The 20,578-nt window shown below is 49.9% G+C and carries 17 protein-coding genes and 1 tRNA gene; all 18 read right to left on the reverse strand.

The features are described 5' to 3' along the window. Positions 1-21: 21 nt before the first annotated feature. Positions 22-1,386 (reverse strand): flagellar hook-length control protein FliK, encoded by a 1,365-nt coding sequence (locus tag NSB25_RS15340; protein ID WP_103240350.1) that lies wholly within the window; start codon positions 1,384-1,386, stop codon positions 22-24. A 122-nt stretch (positions 1,387-1,508) separates the two neighbouring features. Further along, positions 1,509-2,387: a MotE family protein gene (locus tag NSB25_RS15345; protein WP_103240349.1), complete on the reverse strand. Its 879-nt coding sequence runs from the start codon at positions 2,385-2,387 to the stop codon at positions 1,509-1,511. 9 nt (positions 2,388-2,396) lie between these two features. Continuing rightward, positions 2,397-2,855 (reverse strand): flagellar export protein FliJ, encoded by a 459-nt coding sequence (gene fliJ, locus NSB25_RS15350; protein ID WP_103240348.1) that lies wholly within the window; start codon positions 2,853-2,855, stop codon positions 2,397-2,399. Between the two features lie 26 nt (positions 2,856-2,881). Then, positions 2,882-4,213, reverse strand: coding sequence for a flagellar protein export ATPase FliI (gene fliI, locus NSB25_RS15355; RefSeq protein WP_306817626.1), 1,332 nt, complete (start codon positions 4,211-4,213; stop codon positions 2,882-2,884). Next, complete coding sequence (locus tag NSB25_RS15360) at positions 4,200-5,090, reverse strand: FliH/SctL family protein (protein WP_172455142.1); 891 nt, start codon at positions 5,088-5,090, stop codon at positions 4,200-4,202. Before NSB25_RS15360 ends, fliI begins: the two co-directional genes overlap by 14 nt. Then, positions 5,083-6,105, reverse strand: coding sequence for a flagellar motor switch protein FliG (fliG, locus tag NSB25_RS15365; protein WP_103240345.1), 1,023 nt, complete (start codon positions 6,103-6,105; stop codon positions 5,083-5,085). Before fliG ends, NSB25_RS15360 begins: the two co-directional genes overlap by 8 nt. A 42-nt stretch (positions 6,106-6,147) precedes the next feature. Further along, positions 6,148-7,752, reverse strand: a complete 1,605-nt coding sequence (locus NSB25_RS15370) for a flagellar M-ring protein FliF C-terminal domain-containing protein (protein ID WP_103240344.1) — start codon at positions 7,750-7,752, stop codon at positions 6,148-6,150. A 131-nt stretch (positions 7,753-7,883) separates the two neighbouring features. After that, positions 7,884-8,228 (reverse strand): flagellar hook-basal body complex protein FliE, encoded by a 345-nt coding sequence (gene fliE, locus NSB25_RS15375; RefSeq protein ID WP_103240433.1) that lies wholly within the window; start codon positions 8,226-8,228, stop codon positions 7,884-7,886. A 77-nt stretch (positions 8,229-8,305) separates the two neighbouring features. After that, positions 8,306-8,824 (reverse strand): flagellar basal body rod protein FlgC, encoded by a 519-nt coding sequence (gene flgC / locus NSB25_RS15380; protein ID WP_103240343.1) that lies wholly within the window; start codon positions 8,822-8,824, stop codon positions 8,306-8,308. Between the two features lie 43 nt (positions 8,825-8,867). Then, entirely contained in the window at positions 8,868-9,257 is a 390-nt protein-coding gene (flgB, locus tag NSB25_RS15385; RefSeq protein WP_103240342.1) for a flagellar basal body rod protein FlgB, read from the reverse strand. 356 nt (positions 9,258-9,613) lie between these two features. Next, positions 9,614-10,402 carry a GTP-sensing pleiotropic transcriptional regulator CodY gene (gene codY, locus NSB25_RS15390; RefSeq protein WP_103240341.1) on the reverse strand — a complete coding sequence of 263 codons (789 nt, stop codon included), beginning with the start codon at positions 10,400-10,402 and terminating at the stop codon, positions 9,614-9,616. A 257-nt stretch (positions 10,403-10,659) separates the two neighbouring features. Next, on the reverse strand, positions 10,660-12,750 hold the full coding sequence (gene topA / locus NSB25_RS15395; RefSeq protein WP_103240340.1) for a type I DNA topoisomerase: 2,091 nt from the start codon (positions 12,748-12,750) through the stop codon (positions 10,660-10,662). 270 nt (positions 12,751-13,020) lie between these two features. Further along, positions 13,021-13,092: transfer RNA gene (locus NSB25_RS15400), tRNA-Glu, on the reverse strand. Between the two features lie 263 nt (positions 13,093-13,355). Continuing rightward, the gene (locus NSB25_RS15405) at positions 13,356-18,197 is read right to left on the reverse strand and encodes a PolC-type DNA polymerase III (protein ID WP_242982458.1); all 4,842 of its coding nucleotides are present in this window, start codon (positions 18,195-18,197) and stop codon (positions 13,356-13,358) included. Next, positions 18,194-19,246 (reverse strand): flavodoxin-dependent (E)-4-hydroxy-3-methylbut-2-enyl-diphosphate synthase, encoded by a 1,053-nt coding sequence (ispG, locus tag NSB25_RS15410; protein ID WP_103240339.1) that lies wholly within the window; start codon positions 19,244-19,246, stop codon positions 18,194-18,196. The genes NSB25_RS15405 and ispG overlap by 4 nt, the downstream gene beginning before the upstream one ends. Before the next feature lie 32 nt (positions 19,247-19,278). Then, a complete protein-coding gene (locus NSB25_RS15415; protein WP_103240338.1) occupies positions 19,279-19,491 on the reverse strand; it encodes a hypothetical protein in 213 nt (70 codons plus the stop codon). Beyond that, complete coding sequence (locus NSB25_RS15420; protein WP_103240337.1) at positions 19,475-19,747, reverse strand: hypothetical protein; 273 nt, start codon at positions 19,745-19,747, stop codon at positions 19,475-19,477. The genes NSB25_RS15415 and NSB25_RS15420 overlap by 17 nt, the downstream gene beginning before the upstream one ends. Beyond that, positions 19,744-20,577 carry a YihY/virulence factor BrkB family protein gene (locus NSB25_RS15425; protein ID WP_242982457.1) on the reverse strand — a complete coding sequence of 278 codons (834 nt, stop codon included), beginning with the start codon at positions 20,575-20,577 and terminating at the stop codon, positions 19,744-19,746. The genes NSB25_RS15420 and NSB25_RS15425 overlap by 4 nt, the downstream gene beginning before the upstream one ends. Position 20,578: the final 1 nt, after the last annotated feature.

The raw sequence follows: 20,578 nt of genomic DNA on the forward strand, positions 1-20,578 counted from the left end.
TACAACATATGCAGTCTCCCGTTATACGGTGTAATCCACCGTACTGCCGCCGGCTGCCAGCATATCCGCCGCCAGTGCATCCTCTCCCTCCAGAGTGTCTGCCCCGGTGCCTTCGCCCAGATGAATCCTTCTGGTGCGGCCCTTCCGCTCCGGCTCCTGCTGATTCCTGCCACGCCCCTGCTCATCCAGATTTCTCTCGAATTCATGGGTCTGTACAGTGACCTCAATGGCCTCCACTTTAACGCCCTGTTCTTCGAACTGTTCCTTCAGCTGAACCATCTGGCTCTCCAGCGCCGCCTTCACGGTCTCATTCTGGGTGATGAAATTGGCTGTCATCACACCTGCCTTAGAGGCAATCTGTACCTGAAGGGTACCAAGACTTGCGGGATGAAGCTGCATTTCCAGGCTTGTGACTTCTCCTGTGAGCTGGACTTTCATATAATCCATGATCTGGTCCATAATGGCCCGCGTGCTTTCACTCCAGGGACTGCTCTCTGTCACATCCTGACTCTGCAGAAACTCCGGTCTGAACTGATCCGTCCTCAAATCCTGGATAAAGGGATTCACATACTCTCCCTTTCCGGTTCTGCTCTCGGAATGTCCTTCTTCGCCCCTGGACTGCCCGTTATTCTGATTCCCGGCTTCCTGCTCTTTTTTCAGCGCTTCTTCGGTCGCATTCACTGCGGGAGTATTCTCCGTTTCCGCGGATTCCGCCGACTCCGGTTTCTGTGTCATATCTTCCGCTCTCACAGGAGCTTCTTCCGTCTCCGCCGGCAAAGTCTCGTCCACAAGTCCTTCTTCCAGCAGTCCGGTCAACACTTCCGGCTCTGTCTCCAGTGTCTCAGCACTTTCCTGAAGCACGGCATTCAGCTTCTCCATCAGCATCTGGTAATTCTCATAGAGTTCTCCGTCCGTAATCAGTGCACAGACATCCTCCGCACCGCCCAGATTCAAAAGCAGCGCCCCCAGCTCCGAAGCATTCAGCAGATCTGTAGGCTCCAGATTCATTTCACCCAGAACCGCCTGCAATTCTTCCATACTGATTCCAAAGACATCCGCAATCTCCTGCATCAGCTCCAGCGCGGCCCCGTTCAGCACTTCCATTGCCTGTTCCTGTTTTTCAGGGGACAGTTCTTCCGGAGATACATTTTCCTCTTCCTGTACGGGCCGGTTTTCCTTCGCCCTCAGAGAGCTGCCTCTCTGCAGCTGCCCTTTGCCGGATGCAGTCAGGTCACTGTCTCTGTCTGCGGTGCCGGCGTTTTCTCTGTTCATCTGATTATCCCAGATTTTCTGGAATCCGCCGGAATTTTCCGTATTGCGACCAGCCTGAGCCACTGCCAGATTCATCAGCATGGAACCTGTCTCTTTTACAGCTGTGCTTGTCATTCCTGACCTCCTTTCCTTTTTATTTGCGGAGCTTACGCTCCAATTTATGAAAAACCCCCGGTACACTGTCCGTGCATCGACGGATTCTTCCCCTTATGATATCGGAGGAAACCTCTGTCCTCTTAAGAACTGGGCTTCATCAGCTTCGTAAGCTTTGCTCCCAGCTCCGGGTCCAGAACATTCATGATTGCAGCCCTCTGTTCCACAGTCATGGCACTCAGAATATCTGCCACCAGATCCAGCTCGTTTGTCATTTCCTCGAAAATTTTCGCTACCTCTTTCGGCTTCATATTGGCATAAGTCTGTGCAAAGGCTTCTGTCTCCTCATTTTTCTGCTGTTGAACCAGCCCCTGCTTATACAGATATTCCGCCACCGTGGGATACATGGATTCATAGTACTTCATATAGGCGTCAAGTCCGGGTCCTTTTTCGGAATAGACTACTTCCTCATAAAATTCTGTGGAAATGCGCTGAAATTCCTCCTGTCTCGCCTCAAATTCCTTCAGGCGCAGCACCTCTGCCCTCAGAGCTTCATTCTCAGTATCCTTCGCTTTGGATGCTGTCTGTTCCCGCTCCAGCTCCAGCTCCAGCTGTCTGATATATGCCACAGCCTCCTCCATGCTCTCATATCCCCCATAGCTTTCGGAATCTGTTGAATTCCCTCCTGTGGGAGCCGTCGAAGGCAGAATTTTGTTCACGACAGGAATGTCCTTGAGAATCGGGGCCAGCACACTGCTGCCGAATCCGCCGATATCCATCTTGATTACCACACCTACAATGGCAAGCCACAGAACTACAATCAACAGAGTAGCAAAGAATGTGACAAGGCCGTTCCCCCCGTCTTCCCCCAGCGCTTCTTCCTGTCTGGCAATTTCCGCCGCTCTTCGCCGGGCTTCCTTTTTCTGTGCTTTCTGGTCCTGTTTGAACTGCTTTTTCTCCTGTTTCAGTTTTGCCTTTTCCTCCGCCGCAACAGCGGCCAGAGAACTCGTTTCGTTTGCCATATTGATCTCCTAAACAGACGCCTGTGCCCTGCGCTGACCGTAAGTATAACTGGTCAGCTGGTCTATCTCCTTGCTTTCCTGCTTCTTCTCTTCCATGAGAAATTCCTGAAACGCTTTGTCTCGAAGAGTCTCATGGGTCTTCCGCTCCATTCTCACCTCTGTCAGCCTTTCCCTGGCTTCCTCCAGCTTCCTTTCCGCGGTGTCCACATTCATCTGCTGTCTTTCTATGTAATCCTCCATACAGAGGATAGCCGTCTTATTTTCCTCAATCTCCCGCAGATTCAGCCTGCCTGACAAAAGAGTCGTCCTTCTGCTTTCATAACCGCTCTTTCTGTCAAAAAGAGCCTGCAGACGATCCTCCTCCTCGTCCAGAGCAGCTCTGGCCGCAGAAAATTCCTGCCTGGCCTGGGTCTCCAGCTTTAGTTTAATGTTCAGAATACTCTGCATGGAATATCGAAACCTTGCCATCACAATCCCCTTCCGGTCTCAATCTTCTATTTTGTCTCAAAAAGTCTCTCCAGCATGGCCACACTGTCTTCAAAGCTGAATTTCTCGTCCACATTCTGACACAGAAAGCTATTTACAGCCTCTATTTTGGAAATGGCATAGTCAATGGAAGGATTGCTGCCGCTCTTATAAGCGCCGATATTAATCAGATCCTCCGCTTCATTATAGGTGGCAAGAACATTTTTCAGCTTTCCTGCAGCCTGTTTATGCTCTCCGTCGGCAATTTGACTCATACATCTGGAAATGCTCTGCAGTATATCAATAGCCGGGTAATGATTCTTATGTCCCAGCTTTCTGTCCAGCATTATATGTCCGTCCAGAATACTTCGGGCAGTGTCTGTAATGGGCTCATTGAAATCATCTCCGTCCACCAGAACCGTGTACAGACCGGTGATGGATCCTCTGGCCGCACAGCCCGCACGCTCCAGAAGCCTGGGCATCTCCGAATATACGCTGGGGGGATACCCTCTGGTCACCGGCGGTTCTCCACTGGCAAGCCCGATTTCCCTCTGCGCCATGGAAAAACGGGTCAGAGAGTCCATCATCAAAAGGACATCTTTTCCCCGGTCCCTGAAATATTCCGCAATGGCCGTGGCAGTCTTGGCCGCTTTGTTTCTCTCCAGCGCAGGTCTGTCAGAGGTGGCTACCACCACCACGGACCGACGCATTCCTTCCTCGCCCAAATCCCGCTCTATAAATTCCCGCACTTCACGGCCGCGCTCACCAATCAGCGCTATTACATTGATATCCGCTCTGGTATTTCGGGCGAACATACCCATCAGGGTGGATTTACCCACGCCGGAACCGGCAAATATACCGATACGCTGTCCTTTTCCAACAGTAATCAGACCATCCACTGCCTTCACACCCAGCGGCAGAACCGAATCAATGATTTTCCGGCTCATGGGTTCCGGCGGTGTGGCCTCCACCAGGTATGGTGTCCCCTCGAACCGTGTACCGTCTATCGGATGTCCCATACCGTCCAGCGCCTTACCCAGCAATGCCTCACTCACTGTTACCCGAAGAGGGTTCCCCGTGTTCTCCACCAGGCATCCCAGACCAATGCCATCCACCGCATCATAGGGCATCAGCAGAGTCTTCCTGTCCCTGAACCCCACTACCTCAGCCAGGATTGGCCTGGCTTTACCGTTTCCCGGAAGCCCTTCCGGCATAATCTCACAGATATCACCCAATTTTGCATCCGGGCCTGCGGATTCAATGGTAAGCCCTACCACATTGACTACTTTGCCCTTCTTTTTATAAAAAGTCTCTTCTGTCAATCGACCATATTTTGCGAAGTCTACATTAATTGTCCGCAAAGGCTGCATCCTCCTTCGACCACGCCAGCAACGCCAGCCTTCCCTTCAGCTCCGACAGCTGTGTGCCCAGCCCACAGTCAAAGATACCGTTTTCCGTCTCAATCATACATTCATTTTTGTCAAGCGTCAGGTCCTCCACCACATCCACACTGATGCTTTCGGATACGGCTCCGGCCAATACCTGTCTCTTCTGCATATTTACATACGCGTAATCATCCTTCGACACATGAATGATAAAACTACGGGTTCCTTCTAATTTATGCAGTGTATCTGAAATCAGTGAAGTCAGAATCTCACGATAGGAAGAAAGCTCCACATGAAAAATATGCTCATAAATCCCTGTAATTGTATCCACAAACTGCGGCTCCAGCACTTCTATCTGTCGGTCATAAGCTTCCTCCAGCTGCCTCAGCTTCTCTGCATATTCCTGTTCCATGGCACCTTCATGGGCCTGGGCCTTCACCATGCCTTCATTGTATCCCTGCTGTCTTCCCTCGTTTATCGCCTGCATTTTTCCTGCTTCGGCCTGTGCTTCCGCCTCTCTGCAAATGCGATCGGCCTCCGCCCTGGCTTCCGAACGTATCTGTTCTGCCTCGGCCCTGGCCTGCTCCAGAATCTCCTTCGCCTCGTCCTGAGCCTTGATTACATTGCCCTCTTCCTCTCCGGATACCTCCAGAACCTCTGCGGCAAGGCCGGACACAAATCCTTCCCCGCTTCCCGCAGCAGCTCTTCTTTCCTCCGCCGCCAGCTGCTCCAGTCTCCTCCGCACCAGCTCATTGCTGTCAATGAGACGCTTTTCATCATCCTGAGGCAAATTCGTAAAAAATTGTTTTACCAGATTACCAGTCATTGACTGTTTTACCAGATTACTAGACAACGATCTCGTCACCTCCGCCCCTGGAAATGACAATCTCACCAGCATCCTCCAGTTTCCTGATAATATTGACAATCTTCTGCTGTGCTTCTTCCACATCCGTCACACGAACAGGTCCCATAAAGTCCATATCTTCCTTAATCATAACAGCAAGACGTTTGGACACATTGTTGAATATTGCATTCTTCACATCTTCATTTGCATTCTTCAGCGCAACGGACAGGTCGTTGTTCTCCACGTCACGCAGCACACGCTGAATCGCTCTGTCGTCCAGAAGCAGAATATCTTCGAAGACGAACATCTTCTTTCTGATTTCCTCTGCCAGTTCCGGAGATTCCAGTTCCAGTGTCTCCATAATATGGCGCTCCGTACCGCGGTCCACAGAATTCAGAATCTCCACTACCGCATCCACACCACCGATAATGGTATAATCCTGATTCACGAGGCTTGCCAGCTTGGACTCCAACACTTTCTCCACCTCCTTGACTACATCCGGACTGGTACGGTCCATTGTGGCGATACGTCTGGCCACATCTGCCTGTCTCTCGGGTGTCAGTGCAGACACCACCTGAGACGCCTGCTGCGGCGCCAGATAAGACAGAATCAATGCAATTGTCTGCGGATGCTCATCCTGAATAAAGTTAATCAGCTGAGTCGCATCTGTCTTACGCACAAATTCGAAAGGTCTCACCTGCAGCGATGCGGTAAGCTTGCCGATTACGTCCATGGCCTTCTCCGAGCCAAGTGCTTTCTCCAGCAGATCCTTTGCATAATTGATGCCGCCCTCCGCAATATATTGCTGCGCCAGACATACTTCGTAAAATTCGTTAATAACCTGTTCTTTTACCTGCGGCGTAACGCTTCTGGTATTGGCAATCTCCAGAGTCAGTTCCTCGATTTCTTCCTCTTTCAGATGTTTAAAGATACCGGCTGACCGTTCAGGTCCCAACGAAATCAACAGGATCGCAGCCCTCTGTAACCCTCTGATTCCTTCACTATTCGTTCCAGCATTCGGCATTGCGTATGTACCTCACTCATTATTCCATGTTCGGCTCAATTATCAAGCCCAATCCTCATTTAACCAGTTCCGCAGCAGGCTGGCTGCCGCTTCGGGATTCTCATCCACAAATTTCTCCACCATCTTGCGTGTCTCGGATTTCGCTTCCAGATCAATATCCTCCACCACAGGCTCCGGTGTGGACTGCAGCATATCTTCCACAGACAGTTCCTCCTCTTCCTGCACCGCTTTCTTTCTGGGACCCATGCTCCGCAGAACCACAAAGGCCAAAAGCGCCAGAATCAGAACAATCATCACAATGCTTACAATATCGGTCCCGCTGACACTGAATCCCTCGCTGTCATGAAAAACCGGCTGCTCAAATGCAAGGATTGTAATTTTTTCCCGGTCAATGCCGCTGGCATTGGCAACCATCTGGTAAAATTCATCTTCTACTTCCCTGCGGGTACTGTCTTTGTTGGCTTCCTTGAATTCCTCCCAGGAAAGCCCTTCCAGAAGCCCCTGCTGTTCCACATTATCTTCATAATAATGCCGGTACCGGATCATGGACACCGATGTGGAGGAAGCCGCATAATCAATGCTTCCGGCAGGACCGGTAGTCTGGGTATCCGACACATTGGGCTGTCGATCCACAGAGTGTTCACTGGAAGAAGATTCACTGTTGCTGACATCAGGATTCACATAACCTGTCTGGTCATCTCCGTTGGAATCCGTTCCCGGAATCCCGCCCACTCCATTGGTATTTTCAGAGTTAAAGGTATCTTCGTGAATTACCATACCCTCTTCACGGCCCTCGTTGGGATAATACTCCGTAACCCGTCTGGTATAGCTGGAAAAATCCACCACAAGATGGCTGGCCACATCAATCATGTCATACTGCTGTGTGCCCAGCAGCACTTTGCGTATCTGATTCGCGATCATGGCCTCTGCCTGGCTCTGCAGTTCCTGCATGGAACCCGCAATTCCCATGGTGGAGTAGTCGTCACCGCCGACAAAAAGAATATTGGAGTTCTGATCCACTATCGTGATATTGGCTGTAGTATCATTTCCCAGACAGGTGGCCGCTCCCTTTGCCATGGCGGTGGCATTGGCCGAATTGAAATCATCGGTGACGGTTACCTGAATATATGCATAAGATTCCTGTTTTGTTTCGCTGAGTCTGCCCGTGTTCTGCGCCAGAGTCAACATAACAGTGGCACTCTTCACCGGTTCCATCTGAGAGAACATATATTCCATGTACTTCTCAAGATACACTTTATACTGATTGTTCATTTCTGCGGATGTAGTAGACATACCGCCTTTTACATAGGTATTGTAATCCGGAATATCCGGCCTGTATCCCTGGGAGGCAATTGCCAGATTCGCCTGCGAAATCTGGTTGGCCAACACCTCCACGGTCAGCGCGTCAGCCGATTCCCGATGGGTAATCCCCGCATCGTCCAGAATCTTTACAATCTCCGCCGAAGTTGTGCTGCTCTCATAGGTCCCAAGCTTTGTATACTGCGGTCTGGTGAACGTATAAATAATAATGGCAAAAGTAAAAATAACAACAGCAGCAATACCAATAATAATTGTCTTCTGCCTGCTGGTAAATTTATTCCACCATCCCAGTATTTTTCCTGGTATTTCTTTTAGCTTGTCGGCCATGGTGCTTCTCTCCTAGTCATTTCTTAATTCCCTCATTACCCCGACACAATCCCGGCATATCGACATTCCCCAGATATGCCGGGATTGTATTGAGGTTGCGCTTTACAGTAATCTGCTTTGTTGATCATGTCTTAAATCTGCATCTGCATCAGCTCTTTATACGCATCCAGAAGTCTGTCTCTGACCGCCACCGTATACTGCAGCGCAGTGGAAGCCTTCTGCAGGGCTATGGTCAAATCATGAGCATTCTCCGTCTCGCCCATTGCAAACTTAATTTCCTCATCTTCTGCTTTGGAAAGATACTCATTGGTCGTCTTGATATTGTCAATCGCGGAATTCAAAAAGGCGCCGAATAAAGTGCCCTCCGCTTTCTTCTCCTTCTCTCCCAGAACGCCGGTCAGAGATGTCTTCTCAGCGGAAGAAACACCTGAAATCTCCGCCAGCGAATCCAATGATGGAATTGCCGATATTTCCATAATTATGTATCCCTTTCTTTCTGAATCGTAATAACCATTGATATTTATTCGGACAAAAAGCAAATCATTCACATAAATTATAACTGACCGATTTCCAGACCCTTCTGCACTATCGCCTTACTGGCATTAAACGCAGTGGAGTTCGCCTCATACGCCCGGCTGGCATCAATCATATTGGTCATCTCTGTAATAATATTCACATTGGGGTAGGTCACATAACCATTCTCGTCAGCGTCCGGATGAGAAGGATCATATACCATGTTCATCTCTGTGGTATGATCTTCGTACAGCCCCGACACCTTGACTCCAGTTCCCGTATATCCCTGGCCGGTATGCGTATGTACAAAATTATGCGTATGCGACACATTGGCATTTGTTCCGGAAAGAGCATGCTTATGAGCTTCATGCCCCAGGACATGGCTGAAAGAGGCTCCCATATTCTTCTCTGTAAAAGCCACAACCTTCCTGCGGTACGGTGTGCCGTCCGCGGTGCGGGTGGTATTGGCATTCGCCACATTTTCCGAAATCACATCCATACGATATCTCTCTGCCGTCATTCCTGTGGCGTTGATATTAAAAGCCGAAAACATACCCATTATAAAATCTCCTCTCCACACTGCTTACGCTCTGTCAGCGCTGTCACTTCATTACTGTCTGCAGATTGCTGAATTCCTGCTTGATTCCCACCATCAGTCCCTGATATTTCAGCTGATTCTCGGCCAGCTTAACCCCTTCTGTATCCACATCCACATTATTCTTATCCAGGCGATAGGAATAGTCTGCATAATCTCTGAATACTTCCGGATTCAGTCTGTCCAGATCAATGGAAGCCACCTTTGCATCCATGGTTTTGTAGTGGCTGCTTCCCAGTGCTTTCTTCAGCACCGATTCAAATGCCACATCCTGTCTTTTGTACCCCGGTGTATCCACATTGGACAGATTATTGCCAATTGCATTATTGCGAAGCCAGCTGGCGTCAGCCGCCCTGTCCAGCACATTTACATAGTCAAACACATTTGATTGAAACATGTTTTCTCCTTTCTTCTGTCGGTCTGCCTCTATAAGTTAATTTAATTTATTTTACATTCAATTCTCAATTCAATTCTCAGCCGGATCCTTTTCGAGAACCCTATAATCATATATTATAGTTGTTTTCCCTAAAAATACAATATGTAATTTGTAAATTAACTGAACTTTCCAAAAAGGATCCCATACATAAACAAAACAGACAACTTCTGCCAAACAGCAAAAGGGATTTATCGTCATATCAACAATAGACAGTCCCTCTCACAGTCTGTCTGTTGTCACAAATAAATCCCTTTACCTTAAGTGAACAACTATGCTTTTCCAAATCCGTTTGTCTTATGTAATTTTATTTCAGACTTTTATCTGTTCTGATTCCTGCGCTTGAGCTCTTCAATCTCCTCAAATACCACATCATTCAGCACCTTGATATACGTTCCCTTCATTCCGGAAGATCGGGACTCAATCACGCCTGCACTCTCGAACTTTCTCAGGGCATTGACAATAACGGAACGGGTAATCCCCACTCTGTCCGCAATCTTGCTGGCCACCAGAATTCCCTCTCTGCCGTTCAGCTCATCAAAGATATGCGTAATTGCCTCCATCTCAGAAAAAGAAAGCGTACTGATAGCCGATTTTACCACCGCTACTTTGCGGCTCTCTTCGGCGCTCTCCTCATTGACCGCTCTGAGCATCTCCAGCCCCACTACCGTACTTCCGTACTCACACAGTATAATATCATCAATGTCGTATTGAATCGCCTCTTTGTAGACAAACAGAGTTCCAAGTCTCTCTCCGGCAATTTCAATCGGAGCAATAATCGCCTCAAATTTTCTGATATCAGGGTTCTCAAACCCCAGCGTAGTCAGATTTACATTTTCCTTCGTGGAAAGAATGCCCAGCAGCCTTTCATTCAGCATGGAATCCACAAATCCACCCACATTTTCGTCAATCAGTTCGGTTATGGTTTCAATGCCTTCCGACATCCCGACACCCAGCACTTTACCCTTGCGGCTGATTACCAGAACATTGGAATTCAGTATCTCCCGCATTACCTTGCAGATATCGTTAAATACTACCTTGCTGGAATTGTTATTATGCAGCAGCTTGCCGATTTTTCTGGTCTTATCCAGAAGTTGTACACTACTCATTTCATGCCCCCGTTTTGACTTTCGTAACTACACGCGCAATCACTTCGCACGTCTTGAAATTGCGCCAGACAGACTGACAAAACAGATGGATGCTCCGCGACTGCTTTTACTTAACGGCCGAATATATGCATACGATACCATGATTACAGTTAATCATCGTACGGATAGCCGTCCGGCCGTTCATGCCTCGAATATTTGTATATTATACCACGTTTACCATCAAATTTCAATGCATAAACTTTTAATTTTGTAAACAGTTATGCTTTATTTGACAATTCAGACAAAACCTGATATCCGCATTGCTGATCCGCACATACGAGCTTATTTCCTTTTATCAGCAATGCAGAACCGCATTTCGGGCAGGTTTCTCCGGAAGGCTTCTGCCAGACCATGAAATCACAGTCCGGATTATCAATGCAGCCATAATATTTCCTTCCTTTTCTCGTCTTCTTCATCACCACATCCTTACCGCATTTCGGGCAGGACACACCTGTCTTCTCAAAATACGGCTTCGTATTGCGGCACTCCGGGAATCCTGGACAGGCAAGAAAACGTCCGTGGGGCCCGTATTTGATAACCATCTGTCTGCCGCACAGGTCACAGGTTTCGTCGCTGACTTCATCTTCTATGGAGATATGCGCCAGCAGCTTTTCCGCTGTGTCCACCGCCGCATCCAGGTCGGGATAGAAATTTGCCACCACAGTCTTCCATTTTACGGTTCCCTCTTCCACACTGTCCAGCAATGCTTCCATGCTGGCGGTAAAATTTACATCTACAATAGCGGGAAAAGCCTGTTTCATCATGTTGTTCACCACTTCTCCCAGTTCTGTCACATAGAGATTTCTGCCTTCTTTGACCACGTAATGTCTGGCAAGTATAATCCCTATCGTAGGTGCGTAAGTACTGGGCCGGCCAATCCCCAGCTCCTCCAGGTCCTTCACCAGCGAACTCTCCGTATAATGTGCGGGAGGCTGCGTGAAATGCTGCCTGGGGTCGAAGGATTCAAAGCTGAGCTCACTCTCCCTGCTCAGGGCTGCCGTGAGCGCATTCTCCTCCTCCCCTTCCTCTGCGGGTCGGTAGACACACAGAAAACCGTCAAAGCTCAAGGAAGAAGAGGACAGCGTAAAAATCTGCTCCTTCGCCTGAATTTTAACCGATGTGGTGTCATACTTTGCCGCGCTCATCCTGCTGGCCACAAAGCGTTTCCAAATCAGCTGGTAGAGCCGGAATAAATCCCTCGGCAGCTGTTCCTTCACCGCCGCAGGTGTTCTGTTCAGGTCCGTAGGACGAATAGCCTCGTGTGCATCCTGTATTTTCTGATTGTTCTTCTTCTCGCCTGTGTCCCGGTGAAGATAGGCCTCACCGTAGCCTGCAGTGATAAATTTTGCAGCCATCTCCGCCGCTTCCTGAGATACACGGGTGGAATCCGTACGCAAATAAGTGATAAGGCCCACCATGCCTTCTCCCTTGATGTCAACACCCTCGTACAGCTGCTGCGCCAGCCGCATGGTCTTCTGCGTGGAAAAATTCAGTACCTTGCCGGCTTCCTGCTGAAGTGTGGATGTGGTAAAAGGAAGCGGCGCCTTTTTCATTCTCTCGCTTTTCTTTACTTCTCTGACGCTGTATTCCGCTCCCTTCAGCGAATTCATGATAGCATCGGCCTGCTCCTTATTTACTATACTCTGCTTCCCGTCTTTGGTTCCATAATATTTTGCACATATGGATTTCCGCTCTCCCTTTACTTTCAGGAATACATCCAGCGTCCAGTATTCCTCCGGGATAAAGGCGTTGATCTCCTCCTCCCGGTCGCAGATAATCCGCAGCGTTACAGACTGTACCCGGCCCGCGCTCAGTCCTCTCTTGATCTTCTCCCACAGCAGGGGGGAAATGCGATAGCCCACCATGCGGTCTAGCATACGACGCGCCTGCTGGGCATCCACAAGATTCATATCAATCTCACGGGCATTCTTCAGGGATTCCTTCACCGCGTTTTTGGTAATTTCATTAAAGGTAATTCTGTATACCTTCTTCGCCTCCAGCTTTTCCTCCAGTTTCAGCGCATAAAGCAAATGCCAGGAAATTGCCTCTCCCTCGCGGTCAGGGTCGGTTGCAAGATAAATTTTATCCGCTTTTTTAACTGCCCTGCGCAGACCTGCAAGCAGCTCCCCCTTCCCGCGGATAGTGATATACTTCGGCTCATAATCATGCTCCACATCTATTCCCAGCGAACTTTTGGGAAGATCACGGACATGACCGTTGCTTGCCATCACTTCATAGCTGGAGCCCAGAAATTTTCTGATCGTTTTCACTTTAGCAGGTGATTCTACAATCACAAGATACTTTGCCATAACCGGCCCCCTTATTTTGTGTTCATAACAACAATTATATGATTTCTGCACAAAAACAGTATTCAGCTTACCATAAAAACTTAATCACCTAAACAATATACACCCAAAATCGGAAATGTACAAGTTATTTATGAAAAATTAAAAATTAAGGAAATTAAAGCGTTCTGAAGATATTATTGTCGAAAAAAGGCGTTTTCACCCCACAGGCACCTCTGATTCGGGCAAAAAAAAAGCCTGAAATCCTTTATCGAATTTTCAAAGCTTTCGTAACAGCTGATAGGGGAATCGAACCCCTGTTTCCGCCGTGAGAGGGCGGCGTCTTAACCGCTTGACCAATCAGCCATGTCATATTTTGCCGCATTCGCGGTACTTGTATATACTACTATATTTTTTCAAAATATGCAAGTACTTTTTTTAATTTTTTTCAGCAAATTTATGACAGATTATTATTCCTTTATTTTGCCCGGCTGCACAGGGCTTACACCGGGGCAATCAGCCGCATCTCCGGCGCAGTGTACGCTTGCAAGTCAACAGCCCCGCTGCAGGCAGCAGGGTTGTTGACCCTCGCGGCATTCGCCAAATGGCTGCTGGCGCATCCGCCTGGCTCATTGCCCGCAGAAATCAAACAGACTCAGCTGATTGGACTCCGGCAGCGCCCCCAGCAGGTTCAGTGAGCTCATCAGGTCCACCATGGTCTTCGACACTTTCGTCCGCTCTCTGAAATCATCCTTTGACAGGAACGGCCCGTCCTTCACCGCTTCCACAATGGCATCGGCCGCCTTGTCGCCGAGACCTTCTATACTGTTCAGAGAAGGCATGAGCTTATCTCCCACAATCTGAAACGAACGGGACTGTGCGGTAAAAATGTCAATGGGCATAAATTCAAAGCCTCTGGCATACATCTCCTGCACAATCCTCATATCGCTGTAGGCTCCCTCCTCTCTGTTAGACAGCGGCTGGGCCCCCGGCTCCTTGTCCGCCGCAGCCTCCATACGCCGCCTGTACTCCGCCATGTTTGCCTCCAGTCTGGCCTGTCCCTGGCACATGAGTTCATAGGAGAAGGCCTTCGCACGAATGCTGAAATAAGCGCCGTAATAAGCCAGCGGATAATTGATTTTGCAGTAGCCGATCCTCCAGGCCATCATAACATAGGCCGCCGCGTGAGCCTTTGGGAACATGTACTCAATCTTTTCACAAGATCTGATATACCAGTCCGGCACATTGTGGGCTACCATATCCTCCTTCCATTCTTTCCACTGCGCTGCCGGAGTCTTTCCCTTTGCCACCATGCCCTTCCGCACGGCCTCCATAATCTTGAAGGACTTCTCCGGTTCCATTCCCTTATTAATCAGATAGGTCATGATATCATCCCGGGTACACACGCAGGTGGAAATCGTCGCCGTGCCGTCCCTTATCAGATCCTGTGCGTTTCCCACCCACACATTGGTGCCATGGGAAAGCCCGGAGATCCGTACAAGATCCGAGAAAGATTCCGGTTTGGCTTCGATTACCATGTTCATGGCAAAGTCTGTACCGAATTCCGGGATACCCAGACACCCCAGCTTCGTCCCGCCGATCTGCTCCGGTGTAATCCCCAACGCCTGCGTGTTCTGAAAAAGGCTCATAACGTCCGAGCTGTCCAGGGGAATGGTCAGCGGGTCTCTGCCCGTCATATCCTGGAGCATTCGAATCATGGTGGGATCATCGTGTCCCAGAATATCCAGCTTCAGCAGGTTATGGTCAATTGAATGATAATCAAAATGCGTGGTGACGATATCTGTCGTCATATCGTTGGCAGGATGCTGCACCGGTGTAAAAGAATTGATATCCTGTCCGATGGGAAGCACCACAATTCCCCCGGGGTGCTGTCCCGTGCTCCTGCGCACCCCCGCCACCCCCATCGCAAGACGCTCAATCTCACTCTTCCGCTTATGCTTTTCTCTCTCCTCAAAATAATTCTTCACATAGCCGAACGCCGTCTTATCCGCCAGTGTGGCAATGGTTCCGGCCCGGTAAGTCTGCCCTGCGCCGAAGATTACCTCCGTGTATTTATGGGCCTTGGACTGATATTCTCCGGAAAAGTTCAGATCGATATCCGGTTCCTTGTCCCCTTTGAATCCCAGAAACGTCTCAAAGGGAATATCAAATCCATCCTTATGCAGCGGTTCCCCGCAGACCGGACAGTTCCTGTCCGGCATATCCACTCCCGCCTTTCCGGCGTACGCTTTTACATCCTCCTCCTCGAAATCCACATAATGACATTTGCTGCAGTAATAATGAGGGCTTAACGGATTGATCTCCGTAATTCCGGCCATGGTGGCCACAAAAGAACTGCCCACACTTCCCCGGGAACCCACCAGATAACCGTCCTCCACCGACTTCCACACCAGCTTCTGCGCAATGATGTACATTACGGCAAACCCGTTGGTTATAATGGAATGCAGCTCTTTCTCCAGACGGGCTTCCACAATCTGCGGCAAATCCGGGCCATAAATTTCATGGGCCCTGTCATAACAGATCTTCGTCAGCTTCTTATCGCTGTCCTCAATGACCGGAGCACATTTGTCCGGACGCACCGGATCTATGGACTCAATCATGTCCGCAATCATATTTGTGTTCTTTACCACAATCTCATAGGCCTTATCACTCCCGAGATATGAGAACTCGTCCAGCATCTCATTTGTGGTATGGAGAAACAGCGGCGCCTGATCGTCGGCGTCCTCAAATCCTCTTCCCGCCATAATAATGCGGCGGTAAACCTCATCCTCCGGATCCAGGAAATGGACATCACAGGTGCCCACCACAGGTTTATGAAACTGCTCCCCCAGCTTCACAATACGCCGGTTAATATTCTGAATATCCTCCATGGACTCCACACTCCGGATCCGGTCGGATGCAATCATGAACTTATTGTTGCCGGAAGGCTGAATTTCCAGATAATCATAGAAATTCACAATACGGGCTATCTGCATTTCGCTCTGCTCGTCCAGCAGCGCGCGATACAGCTCTCCCGCTTCGCAGGCACTGCCCAGGATGAGGCCGTCCCGGTATTTCATCACCAGACTTTTGGGAATCCTGGGATGTCTGTTATTGTAGTAAGTCAAATGAGACTCTGTCACCAGTCTGTACAGATTGATACGCCCAAGATCATTCTTCGCCAGGATAATGGCATGGTAGGTAGGGAGCCTCTTCACCAGCTCCACACTGGCAGCTCCCAGCTCATTCAGCTCTGCCAGTGTGTGAATCTGCCTCTCCTCCAGCATCTGAACCAGCTTCAGGAAAATCCACGCCGTACATTCCGCATCGTCCACGGCGCGGTGATGATTCTCCAGAGAAATATTCAGCGTCTTCGCCACGGCATCCAGGGTGTGCTTTGCCTGGTCAGGAAGCAGTACCCTGGCAATTCCCACTGTATCCACATAGGTACATTCCGCACCGCTGCCGGCCCCTGTTCTTCCGGTGAGTCCGGAAAGCGACAGCCCCAGCCTCCTGGCATTCTCCATGATAAAGCTCATGTCGAATCCTGCATTATGAGCCACGGGCACACAACCCCGGCAGAATTCCAGAAACTGCGGCAGCACCTCCTCAATCAGCGGCGCATCTGCCACCATATCATCACGAATACTCGTGAGCTTCTCTATCTCAAAAGGAATAGGCACCTGAGGATTGACAAAGGAGGAAAAACGGTCAGTCACCTTTCCGCCGCTTACCTTCACTGCTCCGATTTCTATTATGCGATTATTCACAGGAGAAAAGCCTGTGGTTTCAATATCGAATACCACAAAGTCATCCCCCAGGTTCTGTCCTCTGTCTCCGGTGACGATCTCCTTCAAATCATCCACCAGATAAGCTTCCACACCATAAATAATTTTGAAGAAATTCTGTCGGTCCGGCGTCTCTCCCTTTTCCTTACACCTTTCCTTCTCTGCCTTCCATAAGTCCTGCCATACATGGAAAGCATCCGTAAATCCCTGTACCACGCCATGGTCCGTGATGGCAATCGCAGCATGTCCCCATTTGTAAGCCCGCTTTACAATATCCTTTGCCTCGGACACACCGTCAAAATCACTCATCTTGGTGTGGCAGTGCAGCTCCACACGTTTATGCAGCGCCGTGTCCAGCCTGGTTGTGGTAAAATCTGAAATCTTTTTAATCCCTGTAAGAGAACCTATGGTCAGCTCATGATCAAACTTGTCCAGCGTGGCCACACCTTTTATCTTTACAAAGGCGCCGGCCTTCAGGCTGCCCGTCAGTTCCTTCACAAACTCATTTTTGGTGAAAAGCTTTACTGTCATGGTATCCGTGAAGTCCGTCACATCAAACATGACGATAGTTCTCTCATTTCTGATCTGGCGGCTGTCTGTCTTCAGCACCTTCCCTCGAATCGTCACCTCTCCCATCTCACCGATAATGTCCTCAATGGGGATGGCCTCCTCTTCAAAGTCACGGCCGTAAATGACATCCGCATTGTCAGACTGCTTCAGGGTACGGCCATAATCACCGTTTCTGCGGAATTCACCTCGTCTGAACTCTCCCTTTTTCCGGGCGCCGTCCTGCGCCGCTTCGTCGGCTCTGCCGTTCACACCGCCGGCATTTCCGCCTGCCTGCCCTGCGCCGAAGCCTGACCGGGACTTCTGTGCTGCTCCGGCAGCGTTCTGCCCGGCCCGGGACACATCGTTTCCGCCGGCTGCCATACCGACTTTTCCGCCCGCCCCGCTGCCTGCACCGCCGTTTCGCGAAAGCGCTCCGCCGGGGCTGTTTCCGCCTGCCTGACCGCCTTCTGCCCGGCCATCCTGATTTCCTTCTGCCTGCAGCGCCCCGGTGCCCTCTGAGACAGCGTCTCCATAACCGCCTCCCGTCTTCGCCCGGCGGCAGATTTCGCTTACCCGCATCTGGATTTTCAGCTCGTTCTCCTCCGCAAATCTGCCGGGACGCCCCTCTCTGTAATCCACCGTCACATGCGCGGTCAGACCGCACCGCTCCACCAGAATCTTCTCCAGCACACGGACCAGATCTTCCTCTTTTGTTCTGTTCAGCACAGTGTCTTCTATGGTAAGCCGCATCTCTCCCGTCTCAGGATAAGCGATGTCCGCTGTGCGGAAAGCATTGTATTCCACATGTGAGTACTCCAGCAGCTCGGCCAGAATACTCTCCCGATACACCTCCATCAGGTTCTCCGGCGTATACTGAGAGGAAAGCTCAAAACGTTCAAAAATCCTGACCTTCAGCATTGCATGCGGAAAAAGCTGCCCCTTTATCTCCTTTTCCGCCGCCCAGATATCCTCCTTCAGAAGCAGTCGGGTGCTGTATAAATAGACCGAAATCCGGTCCTTCTGCTTTGTGGCAGAAACCCTTTCGACTTCGGTCTGTTCCAGTTTATCATATAGTTTTCCCTTAATCTCCAGTGTGGGAAATACCTCAAAAAAAGGCTTTGATTTTGTCATCATTTCCAGTTATCCAGCTCTTCCTTTAATGCCTCCAGCAGTTGTTCCTCCGGCACCTTCCGGAGAATTTCTCCCTTTTTGAACAAAAGTCCCTCGCCCAGTCCCCCGGCAATCCCCAGATCTGCTTCCCTGGCCTCGCCGGGTCCGTTTACTGCACAGCCCATCACTGCCACCTTAATATCCAGCGGATAGTCCTCCACAAGCTTCTCCACCTTCCACGCGAGACCGATAAGATCGATTCGCGTCCTTCCGCAGGTGGGACAGGACACCACTTCAATTCCGCCCTTTCGCAGTCCCAGCGTGCGCAGAATCAGCTTTGCCGATTTAATCTCCTCCACCGGGTCTCCCGTCAGCGACACACGCACGGTATCCCCGATTCCTCCATTCAGAATCAGTCCCAGTCCAATGGCAGATTTGATATTGCCGCTGCACACTGTGCCTGCCTCCGTAATGCCCACATGAAGGGGATAATTCGTCCTGGCCGCCAGCAATTCATGTGCCTTCACGCTCATCATCACATCGGAAGACTTAATGCTGATAACCAGATTGTCAAAATCCATTTCTTCCAGCATATGTACTTTATCCAGAGCGCTTTCCACAATTCCTTCCGCAGTCACACCCCCGTATTTTTCCACCAGATTTCGCTCCAGCGAACCGCTGTTCACACCGACGCGAATAGGAATCTTCCGCTCTCTGGCCACGTCCGCCACAGCCCGCACCTTGTCTGCACTTCCTATATTGCCGGGATTAATGCGAATCTTGTCCGCGCCGTTTTCCATGGCCGCAACAGCCATCTTATAGTCAAAGTGAATATCCGCCACCAGAGGTATGTGAATCTGCTTTTTGATTTCTCCAAGGGCCAGGGCTGCCTCCCTGTCCGGCACCGTACAGCGGACGATCTCGCATCCCGCCCGCTCCAGATCCAGTATCTGAGCCACCGTAGCCTGCACGTCCTGGGTCCTGGTGTTGGTCATGGACTGAATCAGAATGGGGTTGCCTCCGCCGATTTCCCTGTCTCCTATTCTTACTGTCTTTGTGTGTTCTCTGTGCATAGAATTCCTCCCTGAAGCGCTTTGGTATCTTCTCAGTCCAGCGCCACAATTTCCCTATAAAATTCCGTGTAATCTGTACTCTTCTCCTTTGTAAACTGAATCGCCGCCCGGGGATGCTGGTTCAGCAGCCCTGTCATCAGATACTGCAGGTCATAGCCCCACACCACACCCTCATTCTTCAGCTGATTCATGTAGGTGTCCACAAACTTTATGGAACAGTTCCTCCTGCTACTTCTTCTCTCCATCCTCTTTCCACTCGCCAAGCCAGTTCCTCAGCGGATTGATTTCTCTGGCCTGCTTCAGTATATCCTGTCGGTTCACCCGCAGAAAATTCTCCAGCTTCCGAACCTCCTCCGCTGTAAATCCCCTTGATTTCTCAATCATTCCCTCCGGGAGAATGCCCTCCGCACAGTCTTCCCCCCGCAGGAAAGACACACGCACCATCTTCTTATCCCCCTTTGCAACTACACAGGAGACCAGCATCTTCACATCATCCATCATTTCTCCTTCCGTACCGGCATTCCGTCTGACGATTCAAAATATCGATTCAGATAAGCACCGATCATGATAATATACATACAGAAATACATCCACAGAAGCACTATGATAATAATGGACAGGCTGCCATAGATACCATAGGAATTGCCATAAGTCAGATAATAGGAAAATACCCAGGAAAAGATGCTCCACGCCACGGCCGAAAATACCGCCCCGGGTATCTGTTCCTTAAAGGCCAGCTTTTTATTGGGCACATAGGCATAGACAGCTGCGAACAGCACAGTCAACACCACCCATACCAGCAGAAATCTGAAATTCATGGCAAAGGCCACCACCGTCTGCAGCTGCGGAAGCCGATGCAGCGCAAGCTTCACCAGCTGATCCCCGAATACCATAACGAAAAGGGAGAGAATCACCCCCACCAGCATGACCAGGGTATAAAAGGATGCAATTATCCGAACCACGAAATAATTTCTCTTCTCCTCCACGCTGTTGACAGCATTCAGCCCGCGCATCAGCGCCAGCACACCCTTCGCCGCCGACCAGACGGTGGCGATAATGGCTATGGACAGAATCCCGGCAGACTTATCATACACCTCTGAAATCAGACTTTCCGCCAGAGGGTCAATCTGATTCGGCAGCACATCCGTCACCAGCTCCACCAGATTCTCCTCCGTCAGCGGTGTATAGGGAATAATGGTGCATATCATGATCAGCATGGGCACCACGGACAGAAAAAAGAAAAAGGCAATGCTTGCCGCATATGTGCTGATGTTCTGCTTCTTCATCTTCTCGGAAAAATCTTTTATACTCAGGTATATTTCACGTACCACT

Source organism: Acetatifactor muris (assembly GCF_024623325.1).
In the GTDB taxonomy this organism is placed as follows: Bacteria; Bacillota; Clostridia; order Lachnospirales; family Lachnospiraceae; genus Acetatifactor; species Acetatifactor muris.

Excerpts from the sequence above, each read along its gene's own strand:
- NSB25_RS15345 (WP_103240349.1), bottom strand. The coding sequence starts at position 2,387 with ATGGCAAACGAAACGAGTTCTCTGGCCGCTGTTGCGGCGGAGGAAAAG.
- flgB (WP_103240342.1), bottom strand. The coding sequence starts at position 9,257 with ATGTTTCAATCAAATGTGTTTGACTATGTAAATGTGCTGGACAGGGCG.
- ispG (WP_103240339.1), bottom strand. The coding sequence starts at position 19,246 with ATGCACAGAGAACACACAAAGACAGTAAGAATAGGAGACAGGGAAATC.
- codY (WP_103240341.1), bottom strand. The coding sequence starts at position 10,402 with ATGAGTAGTGTACAACTTCTGGATAAGACCAGAAAAATCGGCAAGCTG.
- NSB25_RS15405 (WP_242982458.1), bottom strand. The coding sequence starts at position 18,197 with ATGATGACAAAATCAAAGCCTTTTTTTGAGGTATTTCCCACACTGGAG.
- NSB25_RS15420 (WP_103240337.1), bottom strand. The coding sequence starts at position 19,747 with ATGATGGATGATGTGAAGATGCTGGTCTCCTGTGTAGTTGCAAAGGGG.
- flgC (WP_103240343.1), bottom strand. The coding sequence starts at position 8,824 with ATGGGTATGTTTTCGGCTTTTAATATCAACGCCACAGGAATGACGGCA.
- fliG (WP_103240345.1), bottom strand. The coding sequence starts at position 6,105 with ATGCCGAATGCTGGAACGAATAGTGAAGGAATCAGAGGGTTACAGAGG.
- NSB25_RS15340 (WP_103240350.1), bottom strand. The coding sequence starts at position 1,386 with ATGACAAGCACAGCTGTAAAAGAGACAGGTTCCATGCTGATGAATCTG.
- topA (WP_103240340.1), bottom strand. The coding sequence starts at position 12,750 with ATGGCAAAGTATCTTGTGATTGTAGAATCACCTGCTAAAGTGAAAACG.
- fliE (WP_103240433.1), bottom strand. The coding sequence starts at position 8,228 with ATGGAAATATCGGCAATTCCATCATTGGATTCGCTGGCGGAGATTTCA.
- NSB25_RS15415 (WP_103240338.1), bottom strand. The coding sequence starts at position 19,491 with ATGGAGAGAAGAAGTAGCAGGAGGAACTGTTCCATAAAGTTTGTGGAC.
- NSB25_RS15370 (WP_103240344.1), bottom strand. The coding sequence starts at position 7,752 with ATGGCCGACAAGCTAAAAGAAATACCAGGAAAAATACTGGGATGGTGG.
- fliJ (WP_103240348.1), bottom strand. The coding sequence starts at position 2,855 with ATGGCAAGGTTTCGATATTCCATGCAGAGTATTCTGAACATTAAACTA.